Genomic DNA, 21,207 nt, shown 5'->3' with positions numbered 1-21,207 from the left:
CATTATTTGAGGCGTTCTGCCAGATAACGGGCGTAATCCGGGATCAGTATGTCCGTCTCATCGTTGAAGTTTGGCGACTGGATAATAAAATCTGCCGTCGACACGTTGGTGGCGACCGGAATGTTCCAGACTGTGGCAAGGCGCAGCAGGGCTTTGACATCAGGATCGTGGGGAACGGCGTTGAGCGGATCCCAGAAGAAGATCAGCACATCTATTTTCCCTTCTGAAATCAGCGCGCCCACCTGCTGGTCCCCCCCCATTGGACCGCTCAGCATTGCGTTGACGTCCATTCCTGTCGCGCGTTGAATTAAGTTTCCTGTTGTTCCCGTGGCATACAGAACGTGTTTTTCCAGTAACGGCTGGTGGCGTTCCACCCAGCTCATCAACATATTTTTACAGTGATCGTGTGCCACCAGCGCAATATGCTTACGCGCTAGCAATGTGCGAGTCGTTAATTCCATAGTACAGCTCCCAAGTTAACCTTGTTACAGAGTACTGGAAGCACTTGACGCTGCAAGAGAAAGACAAAAAAAATGCGTCTGTGAACATAAATGTCATGAAGAAGGCTGTTTCTGGGCCCATTGCAGAAAGTTACTTCGCGTTTGGGCGTCGGCCTGCTCAAACCAAAATTTTAATCATTGCTCGGTCAGCGTTTGCGACTGAGGCGGCACCCGATCCAGTTCAGACACCCCAGAAAGCAGCGAGCTGTCGTCGGCCATCATGGTGGCGAATTGTGGCAATGACGCATGTTTAGCCGCTTTGTTATAGCGCTCAGTTTCCATTTCATAATCCACGATTTTCGCCGTGGAGGTGATTGACAGAATATCCAGCTTAACGGGGATGGGCATGGCGTCCCCATCCAGCAGTTCCACACGCGGTGCATCATCGAAATGTGATGCGTCCCGCTCATTGTTCAGACGCGGAAGGTGAAAATTAACCTGGCTGACGAGCTGGGTATCAAAGCTGATAACCAGCGGAGGGGAAATATACAGACGTTCTTCGTGGCTGGACAGGCGAAGGGTTTTTTCTACGCGAAATACAAGCTGGTGCCGACCATTTTCCAGCTCAATACTGTCGGCGCCACGCAGTAATGAGCTGGAGACTTTTTTTCCATCCAGCACCAGAAGATCAATTTCACTCGACAGACGCAAAGAGGTGGCAAAAACAGTTACCGGCAAACACAGAGCAATCAAGGCTGTCATAATGCCGGCTTTCATAGGTTTCTCCTGTCCAGAAAATATCTGCATCAGATGTATCTAATTTTTTCACTGGTCACGTTTACTAACATATAGACATATTTTTGAGTTTAGCTCTCATGCGCCAGTATGGGATGGATGGTTGCAAGGCCAGGTTTGTCGTACACTTTGTTAAACAGCCTGGAGGAAGACGATGAAAGAGACCGATATTGCTGGCATTTTGACATCTACCCGTACGATTGCACTGGTTGGTGCAAGCGATAAACCCGATCGTCCAAGCTATCGGGTAATGAAGTATTTACTCGATCAGGGCTATCACGTTATCCCCGTTTCGCCAAAAGTTGCCGGGAAAACGCTGTTGGGGCAGCAGGGGTACGCGACGCTGGCGGATGTGCCGGAGAAAGTGGATATGGTGGATGTCTTCCGCAATTCAGAAGCGGCGTGGGGCGTTGCTCAGGAGGCTATCGCCATCGGTGCGAAGACCTTATGGATGCAGCTTGGCGTAATTAACGAGCAGGCAGCCGTACTGGCACGTGACGCGGGGCTGGCGGTGGTCATGGATCGCTGTCCGGCGATTGAGATCCCGCGGCTGGGACTGGCGAAGTAAGGTTGTGTTGTTGCCTTAAGGCACGTTGCTCATCCGGCCCGCGTTGCTGGCCGGATGAGCAGCATAAACCCGATAAGCGAATTGCCATCGGGCTTGTGTTCGCATCAATTACGCAGACGCGGAGCCTGAAGCTGTTTACGGATTGTTCGCGCCAGTTCATCCATCGACGGTTGCTCCGGATGTTCTTCCTGTAGCTCGCCACTCAGCTGTGCTTCGGCCAGATACGTATGCACCGGCAGACCATTATCGTCTTCCATCACCACGTGATACCAGGGAGCGGCGCGAAGTTCGTCGTTAACCGCCAGCTCATCGGCTGACGGTTCATCAAGCGAATATTCCGGGTCGATATCCACGACCACTCCGAGGTAACCTAACAGGGAATGGCGGACCTGCTGGCCGATACCGAATTTGCTGGCAATCATAGTCACCTCCCGGGAAATAGATACCCTCTATGTAAGGGTAATATTCCACTTTTCAAGTTACATGATGCGACAGGCAAACCCTTTCAGATACAGCCCTTCCGGGTAGGTAGCGATCACCGGGTGATCGGCGGCCTGACGGAACTGCTCTATAAATTGTACATCACGACCAGCATCTATTGCGGCATCAGCGATGATTTTCTGAAATAAATCGGTGGTCATCAGTCCGGAGCAGGAGAATGTCAGCAATACGCCGCCGGGGTTGAGCAACTGAATAGCCAGCATATTGATGTCCTTATAGCCGCGGCAGGCGCCCATTAACTGGCTTTTGTTTTCGACGAACTTCGGCGGATCCATCACAATGACATCAAATTTCTCACCGCGATCGCGGTAAGCGCGCAGCAGTTTGAATACGTCATCACGCACAAATTCGGCTTTGCTCAGATCCAGCTTGTTCAGTTCTACGTTCTGGCGGGCAATATCAAGCGCTTCCTGAGAGGTATCGACGCTGACTACCTGACGGCATCCGCCCATTAATGCCGAGACCGCAAAGCCGCCAGTATAAGAGAAACAGTTCAGAACCCGTTGATTTTCTACATAACGACGTGTGGCCAGACGGCTGTCGCGTTGATCAAGGTAATAACCGGTTTTGTGACCGTGCTGAATATCAACCAGCAGCTTCATCCCGTGCTCTTCGATAGGCAGCAGGGCTGGCGGCAATTCGCCCGTTACTGGCCCTTGGGTCAGCTCCATACCTTCTTTTTTACGCACGGCCACGTCGCTACGGTCATAAATAGCGCAGTCCGGGAACACAACTTGCAGAGCGCTAATCAGTGCGGCGCGTTGATATTCAGCGCCGGCGCTGAGCAGTTGCAATACCAGAAATTTGCCAAAGCGGTCAATGGTGATGCCCGGCAGACCATCGGATTCTCCTGCGATCAGACGATAGCTGTTCAACCCGTCTTTTTTCGCCAGCCAGTCGCGCCATGTTTGCGCCTGTTGCAGACGACGGGTGAAGAAATCAATATCGATGGATTCAGACTTGTCGAATGTCCAGACGCGGGCACGGATCTGCGACGCAGGTGAGTACGCGCCGCGTGCTAACCATTTACCCTGATGGTCAACAATATCGATGGTTTCACCGAGGTTGGCTTTACCTTCCATACGTGCGACAGCACCGGAAAATACCCACGGATGGCGGCGCAGTAATGATTTATCGCGCCCTTTGGCTAACACTAAACGAGGATAATGTGGAATTGTAGATTCAGTCATGCGGAGCAACCTCTCACAAACAGTGACGCGGGCTGGAGTAAAGTACCAACCTGAAACCATTGAAATAAAATGGCGCGTAGAGTAGCACAGATGATGAGGTCAATCATCAGCGTATGGCGCTGGGCGTTTCGGCACAAAACGCTATCACAGAGGCACAGTTTCTTTTATATCCACGGTTTACATTGCTATTTCTTAATCAGAAAAAGGAAATGTAATGAAAGCTGTCTACTCTCTGGCTACCGCCGCTATTGTCGCGTTGAGTTTTGATGCCTCTGCCGCCTCGACATTTCGCCTCACCAGCGCAGATATACCCGCTAACCTGCAATTAACGCAAAAACAGGTGTTTAAGGGGTTTGGCTGCAGTGGCGACAATATTTCCCCGCAGCTGAGCTGGCAAAATCCGCCAACTGATGCCAAAAGTTTTGCCATTACGCTGTTTGATCCTGATGCGCCAACGGGAAGCGGCTGGTGGCACTGGACCATCGTAAATATTCCGGCTCAGGTCCACACGCTTCCTGGCGGAGCCAGCATGGATAAGTTACCCGCTGGAGCAGTTCAGGGACGCAATGATTTCGGTTATGCTGGATTCGGCGGCGCCTGTCCACCACCGGGCGATAAACCTCATCGCTATCAGTTTACCGTGTGGGCGTTAAATACCGACGCGTTGCCAATTGACAGTAACGCCAGCGGTGCGCTGGTCGGTTTTATGCTGAATAGCCACGTGATTGCCAAAGCGGAATTAACCGCCACTTACGCAAGAAAATAAAGAGGATACACTGGTGCAGGATGTCCATTTTCGCCATAACAACCTTACCACCGCTGAGGTGCGTTCCGGCCATCTGCACCGCCTGCACCGGGTGAAACTGTTTTCTGCTGCTATTTGCCATATTACGCAGGGAAGTAAGGTCATTATTCAGGATGACAATCGTCTGGTTGCAGGGCCGGGTGAGCTGATTATCATCCCGGCGAATACGCCTCTGGAGATTATTAATCAGCCGGAGCAGGGAGCATTTCGTTCGGATTTGCTGTTGCTGTCGACGAGCATCATTAGCACGTTTAAAAATAACTGGGTCAAGGATTTCCCTCCGGCAAAATTGACGTCGCTATGCACGCCCATGAGTAACGGACTGGCATTTATGTGGGAAAGCCTGCTGGACGCTGTACGCCAGGACTTACCTGCAAAATTGCAGGAGCATCAGGCGATGGGATTATTGCTGGCGCTACTGCATGATGGTGTGGCGGGGCCTCTGCTTATCGAGCGACGGTTTAATCTGACTGAACAGGTGCGACAACTTATTATGTTATCCCCTGCTAAGCTATGGACAGCTCAGGAGATTGCCGGTCACTTGTCCATCGGTACTTCAACATTACGCCGACGATTACAGATGGAATCGCAGAGTTACCGGCAGATAGTTGAAGAGGTGCGCATGTCCTGTGCGCTCTCTCAACTACAATCGACCACGCTGCCGATTGGCGAAATTGCGTTACGCTGTGGCTATCTGTCAGGCTCACGATTTACCGCAAGATTCCGCCAGCATTACGGATGCCTGCCGAAACAGGTGCGCTGAGGCCTTGTAACTGTTCCTTCATTTATGTTGATTAGGAGAACCGCAATGTCGAAAGTCTGCATAATCGCCTGGGTCTATGGTCGGGTTCAGGGGGTAGGATTTCGCTACACCACGCAGCATGAAGCGCAACGACTGGGATTGACCGGATACGCTAAAAATATGGATGATGGCAGCGTAGAGGTTGTCGCCTGCGGCGAAAGCGATCGGGTGGAACAGCTAATGAAGTGGTTAAAAGCCGGAGGCCCGAGCAGCGCCAGGGTAGAACGGGTTCTCAGTGAACCACACCGCCCTGGCGACGAGCTAAAGGGATTTAGTATCCGCTATTAAATACATTTGACCGGTTTCGGCAGGCCGGCAATTTTAGTCGCCTGCTTGGCCGGACCTTTTGGGAACAGACGGTAAAGATAACGGCTGTTGCCTTTCTCTTCGCCAAACTTGTTGGCCATCGCTTTTACCAGCATGCGGATAGCGGGGGAAGTATTAAACTCCAGATAAAACTCGCGTACGAAACGCACCACTTCCCAGTGTTCAGGGGAGAGGTCGATACCTTCGTTTTCGGCGATTTTCTCCGCCAGCGGCTCGCTCCACAGCGTGGTATCTTTCAGATAGCCTTCGCTATCGGTCTCAATTTCCTGGCCTGCAAAAATGAACATAGTGCTCTGTCGATAAAGTAAAAACCGCCCCTAGTCTAGCAAATAAGGGGCGGCGTGAGAAACCTTGCCCTACAGAAGAAGCTGTAGCAGATTGTTGGCATTAAGCTTCTTCAGCGCGTTACATTTATACGTCGATACCTGCTTTTCGCTAATCTGCGTCATATGCGCAACATGTTTTACCGATTGTCCGTTAACCAGCCTGTCGAGAACATTGAACTCCATGCCTGTCAGGCAACAGTTCAGGCTGCGTACACGACGCGGCTCTTTAGCAAACATATACGGCGCATCCACGACGGCAAGTCGGTCATCAATGATATGCAAGGTCAGCGTTGTAAAACGCTTTCGCAAATGCGTTGCCAGTGCCCAGCCTTTTTCATTGCACACCAGATAAACGGTTCCCTCCCAGCGTCTGGCCTCCAGTTGCAGCAGAATGTCGACCAGCGCCAGATGCGTTCTCGTGACGGAAAAGCGGCAACGTACAACGAGGGTGTCACAGGCCAGCAGCGAACGACGCCACTTTACCGTGCCGCACTTCACCTGAGTCGGCGCGTTACGACGCAGAAGGGCATAGCGCAACCCTTCGGCATAAAAACGATTATTATCAAGAATGACGTAATTCACGGCGGCCTCTTTATAACGTACTGGGCGTGTAAATAATGCGTAGCGTACCGGTGTAATCCCCGGCATTTTTGCTGCTGGCGGCAAAGGCAGGCGTTTTCAGGATAATAGGGGCGGGTACGCACAGTACGCCCTCGCGCCCGCCGGGCAGCACGACCTGACGCAGATACTGTGGATCGTTGGTGCCTTGCCAGACCACGGTTTTACCGTTAGCGACAGTTTCGGTTGCGCCAGTGATGGGATTGGTGACAAAGACCTGATAGTCGAGACGATCCCGCGCATCGGTCTGACTTCCGCCACGTCGCCGGATTGAAAACGCGCCTTCGGCACGGCCTGAAGCGTTGAGCTCGTTGTCCTCAAACCGCAGATAAGTGCGAGTGCTGGTACTGTTTTTTCCGTCGTACAAGCACATATCCAGCGTGTTTTCCCCCTGGATCTCGCTGCCGCCGGGCCGCCCAGGGAAGTTGGTCAGGTTGAGGTTAACGATAGGCGTTGAGTGTGGAAATGCGGGCAGATAAATCTGCTGATTACCCGGATCGACCACTTCAATGCGAATATTTGCCTGCCAGTTGGCGATGGTGAGATAGCCCGGACATCCGACATTTCCGTCATTGAAGTTCCCGCCACAGTCGGCGCTACCCCATTGACGCAGGTTCTGCTTCAGCGTTGCGGTCCAGATTCCTGGCTGGGTGAGCTTATCCAGTTCGCTTTTCACAATATAGAAATCGAAGTAGGGTTCTCGGTTCCAGGCTGCAATATCTTGTGTTCCTCCCGCGACAAAACTGGCAAAGGTAAAGACTTTGTTATTGATAAACAGGTAGTGATCGCCATACACCTTAATATCCACCGTTTTGTTGGTAAGGGTATGCGTAAAACGTAAATTGATGGCATAAGGCGCGGCCGGGTTCGCCGAGAACCACACCGGGGCGGTCATACAGGCGCCATAGGTGGTATCGGTACGGGATAAGCAGGTCAGGGTATTGCGTCCCCACTTTTGCGGATCGGCGGCATCATAGCCGCCTGATTCATGAAGCCAGATATCGAAACGCGCGGGCGGTGCCATGCGATCGTAGCTTATACCGACGCTGGAGTTTCTTCCGGCCGGGGCGCCGGCTAGTGTCTGGCCAGCCCACAGGAGCAGGAAAAGTAAAATAATAAGGCTTTTGTTCACATCATTTCCCTTTAGTGAGGTTGTCTGCGTTCATGGCAGTCGGGCCGGTCGGCACGCTACGTCCGGCGAGCATTAGCTGCGCCTGTTGCTGGACCGTATCCGGCAGGGCAGAGAAGGTTAATTCCCGGCAAGGGATCGACCCGACATAACGCACGACGTCGCGCATACTCTTCACGTTTAGCGCGCACTGATAAAACTGCTGCTGACGCACCAGGTAGAGGTTATGCAGCAGAGCGTTGCTTTGGGCGCTAAACCCGCCGTTGCCAAGGTCGCTCCAGCCGTTTACGTTCAGGGGCACGCCGCCAATAAACGGCGAATGTTGTTCGTCGGTTAACTGGCCGAGCCATGTGTAGCTTGCGGTGGTTTGCACGTGCCGACGGAGCAGTTTGCCTGGCACCATAAACAATGTTCTGCTGCCGGAACCTTGTGTGATTTCACTGCTGGCACCTCGGGAGACATCCAGCGATTCGTTAATCGTCAACGTCGTCTGCTGATAGCCAGGCACGGCGAAGAGGGCGCGGCTATTGCTTGGGATATCTGCGCTGCCGCCGTTATCCAGCGACACAGCGACGCGCGGATCCTGGGAATCTTCCGGCGTGGCAACGTTAACCGCGATGGCTGAAGCAGGGCGTCCGTCGCTCCAACGGCCCAGCCACAGGCCAGAGCGAGATAGCGCGAGCGTTGAACTGTAATTGCCGCTGCTGCTCAACGTATGACGCCCATCCTGACGATCCCAGGCGTCGCTGACGGTCAGACTACCGTTGCCATAGCGTCCGCCCTGGCGCGTATAGGCAGAGGCATTGAGCGAATCGCTGTTAATGCCTGACGCGCTCAGTCCATACTCATTTTCACCACGTGCATCGGCATACCAGTTGTGCGCCACGTTGTAGCTCAGCTGGTTTTTTTCATGCTGCTGGTGCTGCCACGTCGCGCCCAGCGAGGTATAACTCGTCGCATCGCCCTGACGGTTATGCGCCATTGACAGGCTTACGCTCAGGTAGCCGCCTTTATCCCTCCCTTCGCGGGAGTCATCGTTTCGCATGAAAAGGTTAATGCTGCTGTTGATGTTCAGGCCGCGCGCGTTGAACGCTGTACTCAAGCCGCCCTGCCAGGCCCGCGTGCGCGAGCGGGTCATATAAACCGACTCCCATGGCAAGCCCGCATCGTGGCGATCGTCACTGTCCGGGAGTTCCCGACGAGCAACGTAACGTCCTTCGTTGCGGTTATCTGAATACCCCAGACTCGCGTACCAGGTACCGACAGGGACGGAGAACATTACTGACAGGCTTCGGTAACAGCCATTCACGGCGTCAAACCCTGCGCTTCGGGTATTGCAGTGTTCTGCTGATAACGCGTTGCGATAGAAGCTCAGTGAAAAACCGTCGTTATAGCTGATTTGCTGAATGTTGCCGCGTTGACCTTCGCTGCCGTATAGGTAGCTAAAGCGGGTACTTAGCACGCCATCGATCGGGCCGGTGTTGAAACCGCGGCTCCAGTCGAGCGCATTTTCCAGAAAACGCTGGTTTTTTTTTATTGTTACGCCGCTGGTCAGCGCCAGCGTCGGAGTGACGGGCAGGCGGATGCCCGCTTGCGCGACCGCGCTGCGTTCGTCGTTTTGATCGTTATTGTCAGTTTCGCCTGCCTGCAGGAACCACTCGACGCGATCGAAAGGTGTAATGCCGGTTCGGGTAAACGGTACCTGCTCGGTGCGCGTCAGCCGGTTATTTTCATAGACGGACAACGTCACGGTATAGCTCCCGTCCGGGAACGAACGGGTGTCCAGGGTTTGCGCCCCGGCATTCAGATAAAAACTGGCCAGCAGTTGATTACCCCGGCGGGCGTCAATACGCGCATCATGAGAAAGCAATACGGTGATAGGCGTACCCTTTGACTGCTGAACCGGATTGATCCATGCCCTTGTTGAGCCTGTGCGCAAGCCGCGAATTTTACCCAGCGGCAGTTGGCTGAGATTGATATTCCCGCCGGCATTGCTGAACAGATCGCGAGTGTCCATCTCGCCCAACTGAACATAGTATTGGCGCCAGATATCCTGACGAAACCAGGCATTGTTGACGGTTATCTCCTGTTGCTGCTGGTGCTTCGAACGTTGCCCCATCCAGGTCCAGTCGAGGTTGAAGTAGCCGTCCTGGGTGAGTGCCAGCGCGCCATTGCCCTGAACGGTGGCTGACTGGTAATCCCTGTCGGCAACAAAATTGATATTCTGCTGATGGATTAACGCATTCTCGGTGTCCTGCGTGGGCTGATACCACTGGCTTTCAGTGGTTTGTTTAGGCAGAAATTTCTTGTCGAAAAAAAGATTAATACGGGCGTTATTTTCATCATAGATAATGGCCGCGCGCTGGGTATCAAGGTAATCGCACCCCGTTGCGGAGCCATTGCTGCTGCATGCCAGATTGCCGTTACGGGCCAGTGGAACGGCCAGGGCTGCAGACACGGTGGCAATGAGGGCAGGATCGTCATTAAACTGCCGTTTGATGGCCGTGACCACGGTTTCAGGCGCGACAAAACTTACTGTTTCAAGCGTGATATCCGTTTCAAAAAGGCCAAGCGACTCGCCATAGAGATTGACTTCTGTCCACAGGCGCTGTGTTTTCGCCAGATCTTCAAAACCTGCCGGGACGGCCATCTCTGCGCAGGCGAGTTGGATGGATGCGGGTAACAAAGCAACTAAGAGGAGAGTATTTCTGTGAAACGCCATGACCGAGCCTCGACATCATCCTGACGTCAGAGGGTGGGCACCCTCTGACGTTATTCCTTAGGTACTGTGGTGTTACGCACCGCCTTCCGTGGTTGTCGCCTGCGTCAGCATCAGGCTGACAACGCCGCTGTACTGACCGGTTTTCAGAATGCCTTTGGTGGTTTGCGAAATGGTCAGTGGCAGTACTGCGGAACCGTTTTCAATGCTGCCAGGGAACAGTTCAGTTCCGGTAAATTCAGCATCGGTGGTAGACAGTGTTTTATCACCCAGAATGACCGTCATCGGTACAATCTGGTCACCATCCGTGTTGGTGAGTTTTGCCGCACTAACGAGGCGCACTTTGACGTTGCTGGTGGCGGAGTTAGACCACACCTTGGTGTTAAGACGGTAGCTTTCCAGACCACGACCAGGCAGGTACTGCATGTCGATGCTGGCCGGCAGCGGCGTGTTATCGGCCTGGGTCATATCCAACTGTGAGTCAACGCTGGCGTTAACGGTAATATCTTTTTGAATTGCCAGCGCGCTAAAGGACGAGGTCATCGCGGCAACGATCATCAGAGGTTTAATATACTTACGCATTGATATCTCCATATTTACAAATGAGCACCTTGGCTCTTTCAACGAACTACGTGGGTTTTTACTGTGATGTCGTGTTATTGCACGACGGGTAAGTCAGCTTCTTCAGCGGTTTTATTTACCCAGTTGAAGTAGCGGAATTTATATTTCTGGCCATGGCTCATTGTGAGTGTTTTTAATTTCCGTTCAGTGTCCGGATAAATCGTCGCGTCTTCTTTTATCCATTTACACGATGAATTTGCATCACAAATACCGATCTCTCTGAGCGGTACACGCAGCGTGCCATTGTTTTTTAACGTCCCGCGGCGAGGGTCGAACGACAGTGAAATTACGTTTTCTTCTGGAGCAATATGGACCAGTGCGCCCCAAATCACGTTGACGCCCAATGTCGCCATCGCGGCAGGGCTTTCTGCCTTGCCCGGAATAATGCTGTCTGGTTGTTTTACCCCTTCAAAATAGACGCGCCAGGTGGTCTCTTTTTTCGGAGGCATAAGCGATACCAGACGAACTACGCGCATCGCGCCGGCCGCGAGGGCAAATTTTTCGGGCGTAACCACCACGCCATCTTCTTTCCATGACGCCACGTCAATTTCTTTTTCCTGAGCCGTGCCGGGATTAAGAATTTTCTTTTGCCTCACCCGAATGAACTGAATATCATCCGTTTTTGAAGCCACCTTAATTTGCGCCGCACCGGAGCTGTCTACATTCAGTTCCATGGGATACACGCTCATATTGGCCATTGTCATTTCTGAGAAAAATGGCAATGACAGCGCGGCGACATAAAAGGCGGTTGTCATGCTCACTCTTTTTTTCTGTTTCACAATCAGTCTGCCTGCTCTGAGTTTAAAGGCGGCGCGTTAACACCAGGACACCGTCTGCTTTCGTATCGCTTCAGGGCAGGGAAACTTTAACCAGAACAGCGGTTTGTGAAAATTTGTATTAGCTAACTCGTTATATACAGTTTTTTATCCTGCTTTTTTGGCTTTAAGGTTGTATAGTTAAGCGAAAATACCGCGGCCAAGGATGGGAAGAAAATTCCTTCTGATGAAAAAACAAGCAGATCAGGAGGTGGTTTTCATGTCGATGTACCAGGGAATAAAAAGCATGCGGTTACAGCCGAGAATAAAAGATGTTTTTTATATGCAATAATTCGTTGTTATTTGATCCTGAAGCACATGCAATAAGCCTTGTTGGACAACCTGAGACTGTATTAACACTTTCGGCGCCAGCCGTTCGTCTTTTACAGGAATTTATTAAACACCGAGGACGCGATCTGAGCCGGGAGGAATTGATCACTCGCGTATGGGAAGAGTTTGGCTTTACGCCATCCGGAAATAATCTTAATAAAGCGGTAAGCGAACTGCGTAAAAGCTTCCAGTCTCTGGGAGAGGGGCACGAATTTATCGTCACTGTCCCGCGCTATGGATTCCGTTTTGATGCCGATGTGATTTTTCAGCCTGGTGAGAACATTCAAGCCGCTGAGCCGCAATCCCCTTCCATGCAACCAGACATACAGCCCCGGCGCACTTACCTGAAAAGATGGTTGATTATAGCGACATTGATCGTCGCAGCGTTGGGGGCGGGCATTTACCTTAGCCGTCCGCAGGAGATAACCGTTCCGGCGAAATTAAAGCAGGTCGAGGAAAAAATCGCACGTTGTAGTGTCTGGATTATCAACGATCATGGACGACCGTTAGTGCTCTCGAAATTAGCTGAGCGACTGGAGGCCAATAACGTGGCTTGTGAGCGCGAGGAGTACGATATTTATTATTTCAGCGCTCGTTTTTCGCTCGCCACCGCCGATGAAATGTTCATCGGTGCCTGCCCGGTCAGTAAAACCAGCCTGTGCAAGACGATTCGCTATAAAAGTGGGGCCGAAAAATGAAAATAAGGCTTCTTTTTGGATTGGGCGGTGCTGTGGTTGGCGGCGCGCTGGCGCTGTTTTACTATTGCGGCGCGGTCGGCAAAAGCGATGTGCTGGCCTGCAGCACTGAATTTAACTTTACGCGCAATGAGGGAAAAACAAGTGAAGTGAAGGTCAATACCATTGCCCAGTTCTATTTTCATCGGGACGGTACAGGCTTGACCACCTACAAAGGTGCGGCAAGAGCTGGGGGGCAAAATTTGATTATTGACAGGGATGTAGACTTTACGTGGGAGCGGCGGGACGATGACAACGTCATTGTATTGAGTTACACCAAAACCTGGCGTCGACACAATGACAATACCCCCGATGCCCAGTGGGGAAGCTTCGCCTGGCCGACCGCTCGCTACTACCTGACGATTTCTGAACTTTCACCCGCCGTGTGGCTGATTCAGGACCGGCGTTATCCTACCTATATCTGCCGGAGTGAATAAGGTATAAAAAAAGAGAATGCCATTGGCATTCTCTTTTTTCGTATCAGTGATGCTGCTTAATCGCGGCTGGCGAAGCCCAGAATGCTCAGCAGGCTGACGAAGATATTGTACAGCGAAACGTACAGGCTAACAGTGGCGCGGATGTAGTTGGTTTCACCGCCACGGATGATATTGCTGGTTTCAAACAGGATTGCGCCTGAAGAAATCAGAATAAACACCGCGCTGATCGCCAGATGCAGTGCCGGCAGTTGCAGGAAGATATTCGCAACCATACCGATCAGCACAACCACGATACCTGCCATCAGCATCCCGCCGAGGAAGGACATATCTTTCCGTGTGGTCAGCACATACGCAGAGCAACTGAAGAAGACCAGCGCCGTACCACCCAGCGCCATGCCGATAACGTCACCCATACCTGCAGACAGGTAGGTATTCAGAATTGGCCCCAGAATGTAGCCCAGGAAGCCGGTAAAAGCGAAAGCTGACAGAATACCAACGGGTTTATCCGCCGTTTTATAGGTCAGGAACATCAGACCATACATACCCACCAGCGTCAGGATCAGTCCCGGAGAAGGCAGCATCAGCACCGTACTGGCGGTCGCGGTGATCGCTGAAAACGCCAGCGTCAGGCTGAGCAGGAAATAGGTGTTGCGCAGCACCTTATGTGTGCTGAGTAGCGATGTACGATCGCGCGAAGAACTAATAATACGATCCATGAGTCACTCTCTTATGACAGATGTAATTAATGATGAAGGATAATGAAATCAAGGGGAATGACACAGCGGTTTTACCCATCTTTACGCAGTTTAACCCGCCAGGCTTAAGCATATTATTTCAGCAAAAGCTCCCGAATCAGATGTTAGCACTGTATGTGTAAAAATGCCTGTTAGATATCGGCCAGGTTACTGAAAAATATTGCGTAATTCCCGTTTCTCTCTGACAGTGACAGCGGTGTCATCATAAACAGAGCAATAAGGTAAAGGGAATGACTCAAGATAAAACGAAGAGATTTACATTTACGCTGTTGGCTGTCTGTTTGATGTCGGTAAACGGCGCGGCGAGGGCGGCAAATGTTCCGGCAGGAACAGTACTTGCAGAAAAACAGGAACTGGTCAGAAACAACGGCAGCGAACCGGCGTCGTTGGATCCGCATAAAGTCGAAAGCAACGTGGAGTTTAATTTAATCAGCGATATGTTCGACGGTCTGGTGGCAGTTAAGCCGGATGGGTCTATTGAACCCCGTCTTGCCGCCTCCTGGGAGAATAAAGGTAACACCGTCTGGACCTTTCATTTACGTCCGGGCATAACCTGGTCGGATGGATCGGCTATCACCGCACAGGATGTCGTCTGGAGCTGGCAGCGCCTGGTCTCGCCGCAAACGGCTTCACCATATGCCTCGTATCTGGGCAATATGCACGTGGTGAACGCAGTCGATATTGCTCAGGGTAACAAAGATCCCGCCACGCTAGGGGTCAAGGCCCTGGATGATACCACGCTGGAAATTACCCTAACGCAACCGACGGCGGCATTTCTGGCGATGCTGGCGCACCCGTCGTTGGTCCCGCTCGATAAAGTGCTGATTGGCCGTTTTGGCGATAAGTGGACCCGCCCAGAGCATATTGTCAGCAGCGGAGCGTACAAATTATCGCAGTGGGTGGTCAATGAGCGCATCGTTGCCGAGCGTAACCCGCATTACTGGGACGATCGGCACACGGTCATTAATAAAGTCACTTACCTGCCCATTAGTTCAGAGTCTGCTGACGTGAACCGCTATAAGGCGGGTGAGATTGACATTGTGTATAGCGTACCGGTCAATCAGTTTGCACAGTTGAAAAAGACCATGGGTGATGAACTCCATGTCTCGCCTCAGCTTTCAACCTATTACTATCAGTTCAATACGACCAGAGCGCCCTTTAATGACCCGAGCGTGCGTCGGGCGCTGAATATGGCGTTGGATAAAGACATCATTGCGCAAAAGGTGATGGGGCAGGGGCAACGTGCGGCGTGGGTTATCAGCCAGCCTGATATCGGTGGAGTACAACTGCATGCGCCAGAGTATGCGTCGTGGCCACTCGACAAACGCATTGCTGAAGCTAAAAAACTGCTCACGGAGGCCGGGTATGGTCCTGACCATCCGCTGAGCTTAAATCTGCTCTTCAACACCTTCGAAACGCACCAGCGTATTGCGATTGCCGCATCGTCAATGTGGAAGAAAAATCTTGGCGTTGAGGTGAAGCTGCAAAATCAGGAATGGAAAACCATGCTGGATACTATGCACACCGGTAATTTTGACATTGTGCGCTATGCGTGGATAGCCGACTATGACGATGCCTCTAGTTTCCTCAATATTTTCCGCACCGGGGACAGTGAGAATACCACCGGGTACAGTAGCCCCGCCTTTGATGAAGCGATGCATAATGCAGCGAAAGCAAGTTCACTGGAAGAGCGAGGTAAAGACTACCAGCAGGCTGAAGATCTGTTAGGTGAGGATGTACCTGCTATTCCGATTTATCACTATGTTCGCACACATCTGGTGAAGCCGTGGGTAGGAGGATTTGCGCCGGATAACCGCGGAAATTACTACACCAAAGATATGTACATCAAAAAACATTAAGCGTGGCAGCCGCTATTTGTGCTGAATAAATGGCCAATTTGTTTTTATTTCAGTCGATTAACACTATTTTGGCTGTTTTTCAGGCAAACGAACACATTGGTACTTTACAGGTCCGTTCGGGATGTTTATAGTGCGCCTCATTGGAAGCGTGGCCGAGCGGTTGAAGGCACCGGTCTTGAAAACCGGCGACCCGAAAGGGTTCTAGAGTTCGAATCTCTACGCTTCCGCCAAACATGAAAAGGGGTTGCCGAAAGGCAACCCCTTTTTGCTTATAAGGAAAATTTGAACCTGTTGTTGTGAGAGTACGTGCTGTTACGTTCCCTGAAATTGGCAAGGGAATGGAATAACCGAGTAACCATCATACTTACCACTTCAGCCCAGGCGAGCCCAGGGTAACTTCTTTTTCGCTGGATATGATTGCTGCTGACTCTTCGAAAATAAAGCCCTCAACATTAAGTGTGAGGGCTGGTAATAATTAATTGTTATATTTTCCTAAAAATACGATGGCGTTGTTGTCCGAAATGAATAATGTATAATATTCATTTGATGATACCGGTTTAATACCTTTTTTTATCATATCAGATAGTCTGTTTTTATTTTCTTGCTCATCCCCATAACCATGAAGGGTTTGCGTGAACCCTTTGTTGACCAATTGATATGACGCTAAAAACTCAGTGGCGGGAAAAACGAAATAGCCTATAAGTGGTTTATTATCTATTAATAACTTTGCTCTTTCATTTTTATTCAATTGGCCTACAGTACCAATGGAGGCGATGTCTTTATGAGAGGCAATGTCTTGCGCAATCATGTTAAAAACAAAATCTTCATATTCTTGTTGTGACTTCATAGCGTTGCTTAATTGAGCGCTAAAAGCAAGCGAAGCAATGACTGGGATCAGTGCAGCGTATTTAAAACGAGGAGCGAAACGCATAATCGGTATAGCAATTATAACCAGTATAACTGAAAACGAGACTAAAGTACGGGGAAGTACTGGTGCGTCCTGAAGCAATAATGTTGGTCCCATAAGTGAAATAATGAATATTAAAAAGGAGATAGTTCCATACAAAATAAATGTTGCCATTTGCTTAATATTAGTACGGTAAGCAATGAGCATAAACACGCAACTGATAAGTATTGGGATTGCGAAGTAAATGTAAACCGGGTGATAGAGATAAGAAAGAACCATTTCTTTTAAGGCAATTAATGTTTTGGCCAGATGCTCCAATCCACTCTGGTCTGGATGTATTAATTCTGCTCGAGAGTTATTTTTGGGCGAGAAGAAAAGCATATAGATAAGAAAAAATGATACGAATAAAATTGTTTTCTTGCATAAGAAAAATATCGATTCCTTGATCTTTATATCTTTTTTTGTTGCGATGATGATTACATCAATTGCAAGCAAGCCAATAAAAATATTGGCACATGGTTGATATAAGGTTAAAGATAATACGCCAGCTACTAATTTTGTTGCAATCTCTATCCTCTGGTTTTTATTTTTATAGGTATATGCAATCACCGCAAGGAAAAAGGCAATCGACATTCCGAGACTATCATATCTGTACGCAATATTCTGCAAAATGAATGGATTGAATATTAAAAGTGCTGCCACCATATTTGCGTTCGAAATGTCTGATTTAAACAGATGCTTACTGAGCGCAAGCGAAGATGCACCTAAGAAAATACATGATGCGAGCATTGTATAAGGAAACAGGTCAAGGTTATAGTGCCCACTGGCAGAAAAAAACCTTGTTAAAATATCTGCAAAAGGTCGACCTAAACCACGCCAGCCGTAATATCCAGTTATAGATCTATCTAAGTCATCTCTATAATATATGCCTGCCTGGATTAAGGGATAGATAAACAACAGGGCTAATCCTGAGTAAATAAACAATGCTTTTTTATCGTATCTGGAGAACATTTTAAATCCTGTCTTGTTTTTTAACTATATAGCGTGGCCGTTGTTTGGTTTCGATGTAGATTCTACCTATGTACTCACCGAGCACACCGATACCAATTAACTGAATACCACCCAGGAAAAGGATTGAAACAATAATAGATGGGTATCCCGCAACCGGATTTCCCCAAAAAATCTTGTCTATAATCATCCATGCACCGAACAAGAAGGATACGGCGGCTACAAAAAAACCAATGTAGGTCCATATCCGCAATGGGAACGTTGAAAAACTGGTAATACCCTCCAGGGCAAGATTCCACAATTTCCAGCCATTAAATTTTGATTTACCAGCAATGCGTCCTGCTCGTGTGTACTCAACAACATCAGTACTGCCACCGACCCAGCTAAGCACACCTTTCATAAAGAGATTACGTTCCGGCATGAGTTTGATGTTATCAACTACATCGCGGGACATAAGTCTAAAGTCACCAACGTTTTCTTCGATCTTCGGATCGCTTATTTTATTGTGTAATTTATAGAACCACTCAGCGGTTTTACGCTTCAGTTTTCCATCCGTGGAGCGGTCTGCACGCTTTGCCAGCACAATATCTGCACCCGCAAGCCACTTATCGACCATCAATGGAATTATTTCGATTGGATCCTGTAGGTCAACATCGATCGGAATAACTGCTTCACCAGAGGAACGCTCAAGGCCTGCAAAAATTGCTGGTTCTTTTCCAAAGTTGCGTGTAAATGAAATGGGGACGACGAGCTTATCAGATACGGCGAGAGCATTAATGATTGATTCTGTAGCGTCTTTGCTACCGTCGTTGATAAACACAATTTCGACATCATATTTTTTTAGTTCTTCATGCCCACGCACCGTGTTGTAGAAAATAGGTATTGTATCTTCTTCATTGAACACCGGCACAATCAGAGAGATTTTCATTTCGGATCCCTAAAAACAATGAACCTTGAGTATAAGAAGCCACATACCAGGCTGATACAGGAGAACTCTATCAACGTTATGAGAGGGGAAATGTTGTAGTGATCGGAGACCTGACCAGAGATAAAGCTCAGTAGCCCCATAAATCCAACAAATAGCACATACCCCCGGCTGGTGGCTTTTGCACTAAATGTAAATTTTGCGTTGGCAAAAAATGAAAATGTCACAGCTATCAAAAACGCCACCACGTTGCTCACGGCCTGGTCATTTTTCATGATGTATACCATGATGCCGAACACCGCCCAATGTAATGCCGTGTTTACAATCCCTACGGAAATGTAGCGTGAAAGTAGCTTTATCATAATTAAGAAAGGTCTAATAGAAAGTGTGCGAGTTTAACATTGATGCAAAACGAGATCGACAACTCGACTTTGACCTTTCGCAGAGGCTTGTTTTGCGATACCTCCGAGCGACTGTGCCGGGGGCGCGGTTTTCCGCTGAGCCACAAGACTGCAACACTAACACTCAGAAATGAGAGGCCGATCCTCTGAGCAGGACTTTTGTCCTCAATCCCCTGCAAACGTCTGGTTACAATCCCTGCATATTTTCAATACCCATAATTCAGGAATTGTTATGACTGCACATATTAATGCTAAACCGGGTGATTTTGCGCCAACTGTGATTATGCCGGGCGATCCGCTACGCGCGAAATTTATTGCCGAAAACTATTTAATGGATTACCGCGAAGTTACCAATGTGCGCAATATGTTGGGCTATACCGGTCTTTATTTTGGACAACCCGTTTCGGTAATGGGGCACGGAATGGGCATTCCTTCAATGACGCTTTATGCCCATGAACTGATACATGACTTTGGCGTGCAGAGAATTATTCGCGTCGGTAGCCTGGGGGCAACTCAACATCATGTCAAAATGCGCGATATTATCCTTGCCGTCGCTGCCGGAACGGATTCCGTTACAAATTTAAAACGTAGCGCGGGCTACGCAATGGCGACGTCTGCACATTTTCCACTATTACAGCAGGCGTGGATGTTGGCACAAAAGGCCGGAATCGATATTAAGGTCGGTAACGTCTTCAGTGGCGATCTTTATTATGATCCTGACGAAAATTTAATTCCGGCACTGGAAAACTTCGGTGTGCTGGGGGTGGATATGGAAGTGGCAGGACTCTATGCCCTGGCGCATCAGTTTAGTATTGAAGCACTGGCTATTTTAACCGTATCCGATCATTGCCTGACAGGAGAAGAAACGACGGCAGAAGAACGACAGTTAACCTTTAAAAATATGATTGAGCTGGCGCTAAATACTGCCGTTACGGCTTAGCCCTGACTTCTAATTGAACCAATCAGAGATGGCATTATATGAAGAATAAAATAGCACTTACGCTGATTAGTTTTCTGGCAAATTTTATAATGGCAGGGTTTGCCAGTCAGTTCGGCATGCTGATTGAACCGATTGCAGTACGCTACAGTGCCGATGTAAATACTGTCGCCTCGATATTTTCGTTACTCAATGGCGGAGCATTAGCCGGGACTATCGCCGCCTTTTTCCTGATAGAAAAAATTGGTGTGAAGCGTATGACGCTCATTATCTACTCGATAGTGTTCCTCTGCGCGCTGGCGATGCACGTAAGCCCCGGCTTATGGCCGGTGATGGTCGCCATGGCCTTAGTGGGATTCTGTGGGGGGATTGGCCTGTGCGTGGCGGGAACGATCGTGGTTTCGGTTTGGCAGGATCGCATTCAGAGCACAATGCTGGTGGTACAGGATGCCACCTTTAACGTCGCGGGCGTGGTTTTTCCGCTGATCACTACCTTTGCCCTGACGCATAATATGTCGTGGAGTTATAGCTACCTTAGCGTTGGCATAGTGGCCTTACTCACGCTGGGAGTTGTGATGCTAACCCGCTTCAATGCCTGTGAAACGGCTCCTGCGGCGGATCGCACAGACGCAGTGAAATCAGAGTGGAATCCTGGGATTATTAGCGGCGGTATAGGTCTGTTTTTAGGCATGCTGGCGCTGTACACCTTCCTCACCTGGGCACCGTTATTTGTGAAGAACAAGTTTGGTATTCCGTTTGAAGAGGCCGGGAATATTATTACCCAATACTGGGGGGCTGCGCTGGTGGGGGCGTTAGTCTCTACTGTAATTGTTGCCCGGGTGAAGATCCATTATTTCCTGCTCAGTATTATTCTGCTGGCGTGTGTGATTACCACCATTATCGTTACCAAAGAACAGATCTCTGGGCTTGATTATCTTGCCTACAGTTATGGGTTTGTCTGTGCGGCATTGTATAACTCCTTTATTGCTTATGGTGTTTCTTTTGTGAAGCGCGCGAGTAGTCAGAACGTTTCATATATTTTAATTAGTGGTAGTGCCGGGGCCATGTTTAGTCCGGCGATCAGCGCCCTGATGGAAAAAACGATGGGACTGCAGAAAATTATGTATGCAATACCGGTGTTGTATTTAATTATCTTCGTCATGCTGATGGGGACACTCAAACTCAAACGTAAATAAATACAGTAATAACGCTTACCTCCTTAATTAGATCGCCAGCCGCCACACCCTTTATCGGGTGG

22 protein-coding genes, 1 tRNA gene and 1 pseudogene are annotated in these 21,207 nt (G+C 49.7%); 10 read left to right on the top strand and 14 right to left on the bottom strand.

The annotated features are described in order from the left end of the window. Positions 1 to 2 precede the first annotated feature (2 nt). On the bottom strand, positions 3 to 461 hold the full coding sequence (gene mgsA, locus AC534G_RS16010; protein WP_110498488.1) for a methylglyoxal synthase: 459 nt from the start codon (positions 459 to 461) through the stop codon (positions 3 to 5). Positions 462 to 554: 93 nt separating this feature from the next. Beyond that, positions 555 to 1,217 (bottom strand): annotated as a pseudogene (csgI, locus tag AC534G_RS16005) (curli synthesis inhibitor). Positions 1,218 to 1,389: 172 nt separating this feature from the next. Between csgI and AC534G_RS16000 the strand changes: the two are divergent. Next, positions 1,390 to 1,803, top strand: a complete 414-nt coding sequence (locus tag AC534G_RS16000; protein ID WP_006685217.1) for a CoA-binding protein — start codon at positions 1,390 to 1,392, stop codon at positions 1,801 to 1,803. Positions 1,804 to 1,907: 104 nt separating this feature from the next. Here the strand turns inward: AC534G_RS16000 and hspQ are convergent, their stop codons facing one another. Then, positions 1,908 to 2,225 (bottom strand): heat shock protein HspQ, encoded by a 318-nt coding sequence (hspQ, locus tag AC534G_RS15995; protein ID WP_038639447.1) that lies wholly within the window; start codon positions 2,223 to 2,225, stop codon positions 1,908 to 1,910. Positions 2,226 to 2,282: 57 nt separating this feature from the next. After that, entirely contained in the window at positions 2,283 to 3,494 is a 1,212-nt protein-coding gene (gene rlmI / locus AC534G_RS15990; RefSeq protein WP_038639450.1) for a 23S rRNA (cytosine(1962)-C(5))-methyltransferase RlmI, read from the bottom strand. A 214-nt stretch (positions 3,495 to 3,708) separates the two neighbouring features. Between rlmI and AC534G_RS15985 the strand changes: the two genes are divergently transcribed. From AC534G_RS15985 to yccX, 3 genes are read left to right on the top strand one after another with little or no spacing between them, the layout of a single operon-like run. After that, positions 3,709 to 4,260 carry a YbhB/YbcL family Raf kinase inhibitor-like protein gene (locus AC534G_RS15985; RefSeq protein ID WP_110498487.1) on the top strand — a complete coding sequence of 184 codons (552 nt, stop codon included), beginning with the start codon at positions 3,709 to 3,711 and terminating at the stop codon, positions 4,258 to 4,260. 13 nt (positions 4,261 to 4,273) lie between these two features. Next, a complete protein-coding gene (locus AC534G_RS15980; RefSeq protein ID WP_085048591.1) occupies positions 4,274 to 5,062 on the top strand; it encodes an AraC family transcriptional regulator in 789 nt (262 codons plus the stop codon). Between the two features lie 45 nt (positions 5,063 to 5,107). After that, positions 5,108 to 5,389 carry an acylphosphatase gene (yccX, locus tag AC534G_RS15975; protein WP_038643100.1) on the top strand — a complete coding sequence of 94 codons (282 nt, stop codon included), beginning with the start codon at positions 5,108 to 5,110 and terminating at the stop codon, positions 5,387 to 5,389. Here yccX and tusE read toward each other — a convergent pair. The 6 genes from tusE to AC534G_RS15945 form a co-directional block, all read right to left on the bottom strand. Beyond that, entirely contained in the window at positions 5,386 to 5,715 is a 330-nt protein-coding gene (gene tusE / locus AC534G_RS15970; RefSeq protein ID WP_038639458.1) for a sulfurtransferase TusE, read from the bottom strand. The genes yccX and tusE overlap by 4 nt on opposite strands. Positions 5,716 to 5,784: 69 nt before the next feature. After that, positions 5,785 to 6,336, bottom strand: coding sequence for a LuxR C-terminal-related transcriptional regulator (locus AC534G_RS15965; protein WP_110498486.1), 552 nt, complete (start codon positions 6,334 to 6,336; stop codon positions 5,785 to 5,787). 10 nt (positions 6,337 to 6,346) lie between these two features. Then, complete coding sequence (locus AC534G_RS15960) at positions 6,347 to 7,504, bottom strand: CblD like pilus biogenesis initiator family protein (RefSeq protein ID WP_038639466.1); 1,158 nt, start codon at positions 7,502 to 7,504, stop codon at positions 6,347 to 6,349. Between the two features lies 1 nt (position 7,505). After that, positions 7,506 to 10,223, bottom strand: a complete 2,718-nt coding sequence (locus AC534G_RS15955) for a TcfC E-set like domain-containing protein (protein WP_110498484.1) — start codon at positions 10,221 to 10,223, stop codon at positions 7,506 to 7,508. A gap of 72 nt (positions 10,224 to 10,295) precedes the next feature. Further along, positions 10,296 to 10,802 carry a CS1 type fimbrial major subunit gene (locus AC534G_RS15950; protein WP_069323274.1) on the bottom strand — a complete coding sequence of 169 codons (507 nt, stop codon included), beginning with the start codon at positions 10,800 to 10,802 and terminating at the stop codon, positions 10,296 to 10,298. A gap of 74 nt (positions 10,803 to 10,876) precedes the next feature. Beyond that, on the bottom strand, positions 10,877 to 11,620 hold the full coding sequence (locus tag AC534G_RS15945) for a fimbrial protein (RefSeq protein WP_069323275.1): 744 nt from the start codon (positions 11,618 to 11,620) through the stop codon (positions 10,877 to 10,879). A gap of 308 nt (positions 11,621 to 11,928) precedes the next feature. Here AC534G_RS15945 and AC534G_RS15940 point away from each other — a divergent pair, with 308 nt between their 5' ends. Continuing rightward, positions 11,929 to 12,684 carry a winged helix-turn-helix domain-containing protein gene (locus tag AC534G_RS15940; RefSeq protein WP_110498483.1) on the top strand — a complete coding sequence of 252 codons (756 nt, stop codon included), beginning with the start codon at positions 11,929 to 11,931 and terminating at the stop codon, positions 12,682 to 12,684. Further along, the gene (locus tag AC534G_RS15935; RefSeq protein ID WP_038639481.1) at positions 12,681 to 13,157 is read left to right on the top strand and encodes a hypothetical protein; all 477 of its coding nucleotides are present in this window, start codon (positions 12,681 to 12,683) and stop codon (positions 13,155 to 13,157) included. Before AC534G_RS15940 ends, AC534G_RS15935 begins: the two co-directional genes overlap by 4 nt. 56 nt (positions 13,158 to 13,213) lie before the next feature. Here the strand turns inward: AC534G_RS15935 and yccA are convergent, their stop codons facing one another. Next, complete coding sequence (gene yccA / locus AC534G_RS15930; RefSeq protein ID WP_003035917.1) at positions 13,214 to 13,873, bottom strand: FtsH protease modulator YccA; 660 nt, start codon at positions 13,871 to 13,873, stop codon at positions 13,214 to 13,216. A 269-nt stretch (positions 13,874 to 14,142) separates the two neighbouring features. Here yccA and AC534G_RS15925 point away from each other — a divergent pair, with 269 nt between their 5' ends. After that, positions 14,143 to 15,771, top strand: coding sequence for an ABC transporter substrate-binding protein (locus AC534G_RS15925; RefSeq protein WP_110498482.1), 1,629 nt, complete (start codon positions 14,143 to 14,145; stop codon positions 15,769 to 15,771). Between the two features lie 142 nt (positions 15,772 to 15,913). Continuing rightward, positions 15,914 to 16,001, top strand: a tRNA-Ser gene (locus AC534G_RS15920). A 245-nt stretch (positions 16,002 to 16,246) separates the two neighbouring features. Here AC534G_RS15920 and AC534G_RS15915 read toward each other — a convergent pair. From AC534G_RS15915 to AC534G_RS15905, 3 genes are read right to left on the bottom strand one after another with little or no spacing between them, the layout of a single operon-like run. After that, positions 16,247 to 17,689: a glucosyltransferase domain-containing protein gene (locus AC534G_RS15915; RefSeq protein WP_110498414.1), complete on the bottom strand. Its 1,443-nt coding sequence runs from the start codon at positions 17,687 to 17,689 to the stop codon at positions 16,247 to 16,249. Between the two features lies 1 nt (position 17,690). After that, positions 17,691 to 18,614 (bottom strand): glycosyltransferase family 2 protein, encoded by a 924-nt coding sequence (locus AC534G_RS15910; RefSeq protein ID WP_069323280.1) that lies wholly within the window; start codon positions 18,612 to 18,614, stop codon positions 17,691 to 17,693. Then, complete coding sequence (locus tag AC534G_RS15905) at positions 18,611 to 18,973, bottom strand: GtrA family protein (protein WP_038639494.1); 363 nt, start codon at positions 18,971 to 18,973, stop codon at positions 18,611 to 18,613. The genes AC534G_RS15910 and AC534G_RS15905 overlap by 4 nt, the downstream gene beginning before the upstream one ends. Before the next feature lie 271 nt (positions 18,974 to 19,244). On the opposite strand from AC534G_RS15905, the gene deoD reads away from it, so the two are divergent. After that, a complete protein-coding gene (deoD, locus tag AC534G_RS15900; RefSeq protein ID WP_069323281.1) occupies positions 19,245 to 19,952 on the top strand; it encodes a purine-nucleoside phosphorylase in 708 nt (235 codons plus the stop codon). A gap of 38 nt (positions 19,953 to 19,990) precedes the next feature. Next, positions 19,991 to 21,145, top strand: a complete 1,155-nt coding sequence (gene tsgA, locus AC534G_RS15895; protein ID WP_110498412.1) for an MFS transporter TsgA — start codon at positions 19,991 to 19,993, stop codon at positions 21,143 to 21,145. Positions 21,146 to 21,207 lie beyond the last annotated feature (62 nt).

Source organism: Citrobacter sp. CRE-46 (genome assembly GCF_059615875.1).
This window is presented reverse-complemented; position numbering and strand designations above follow the sequence as displayed.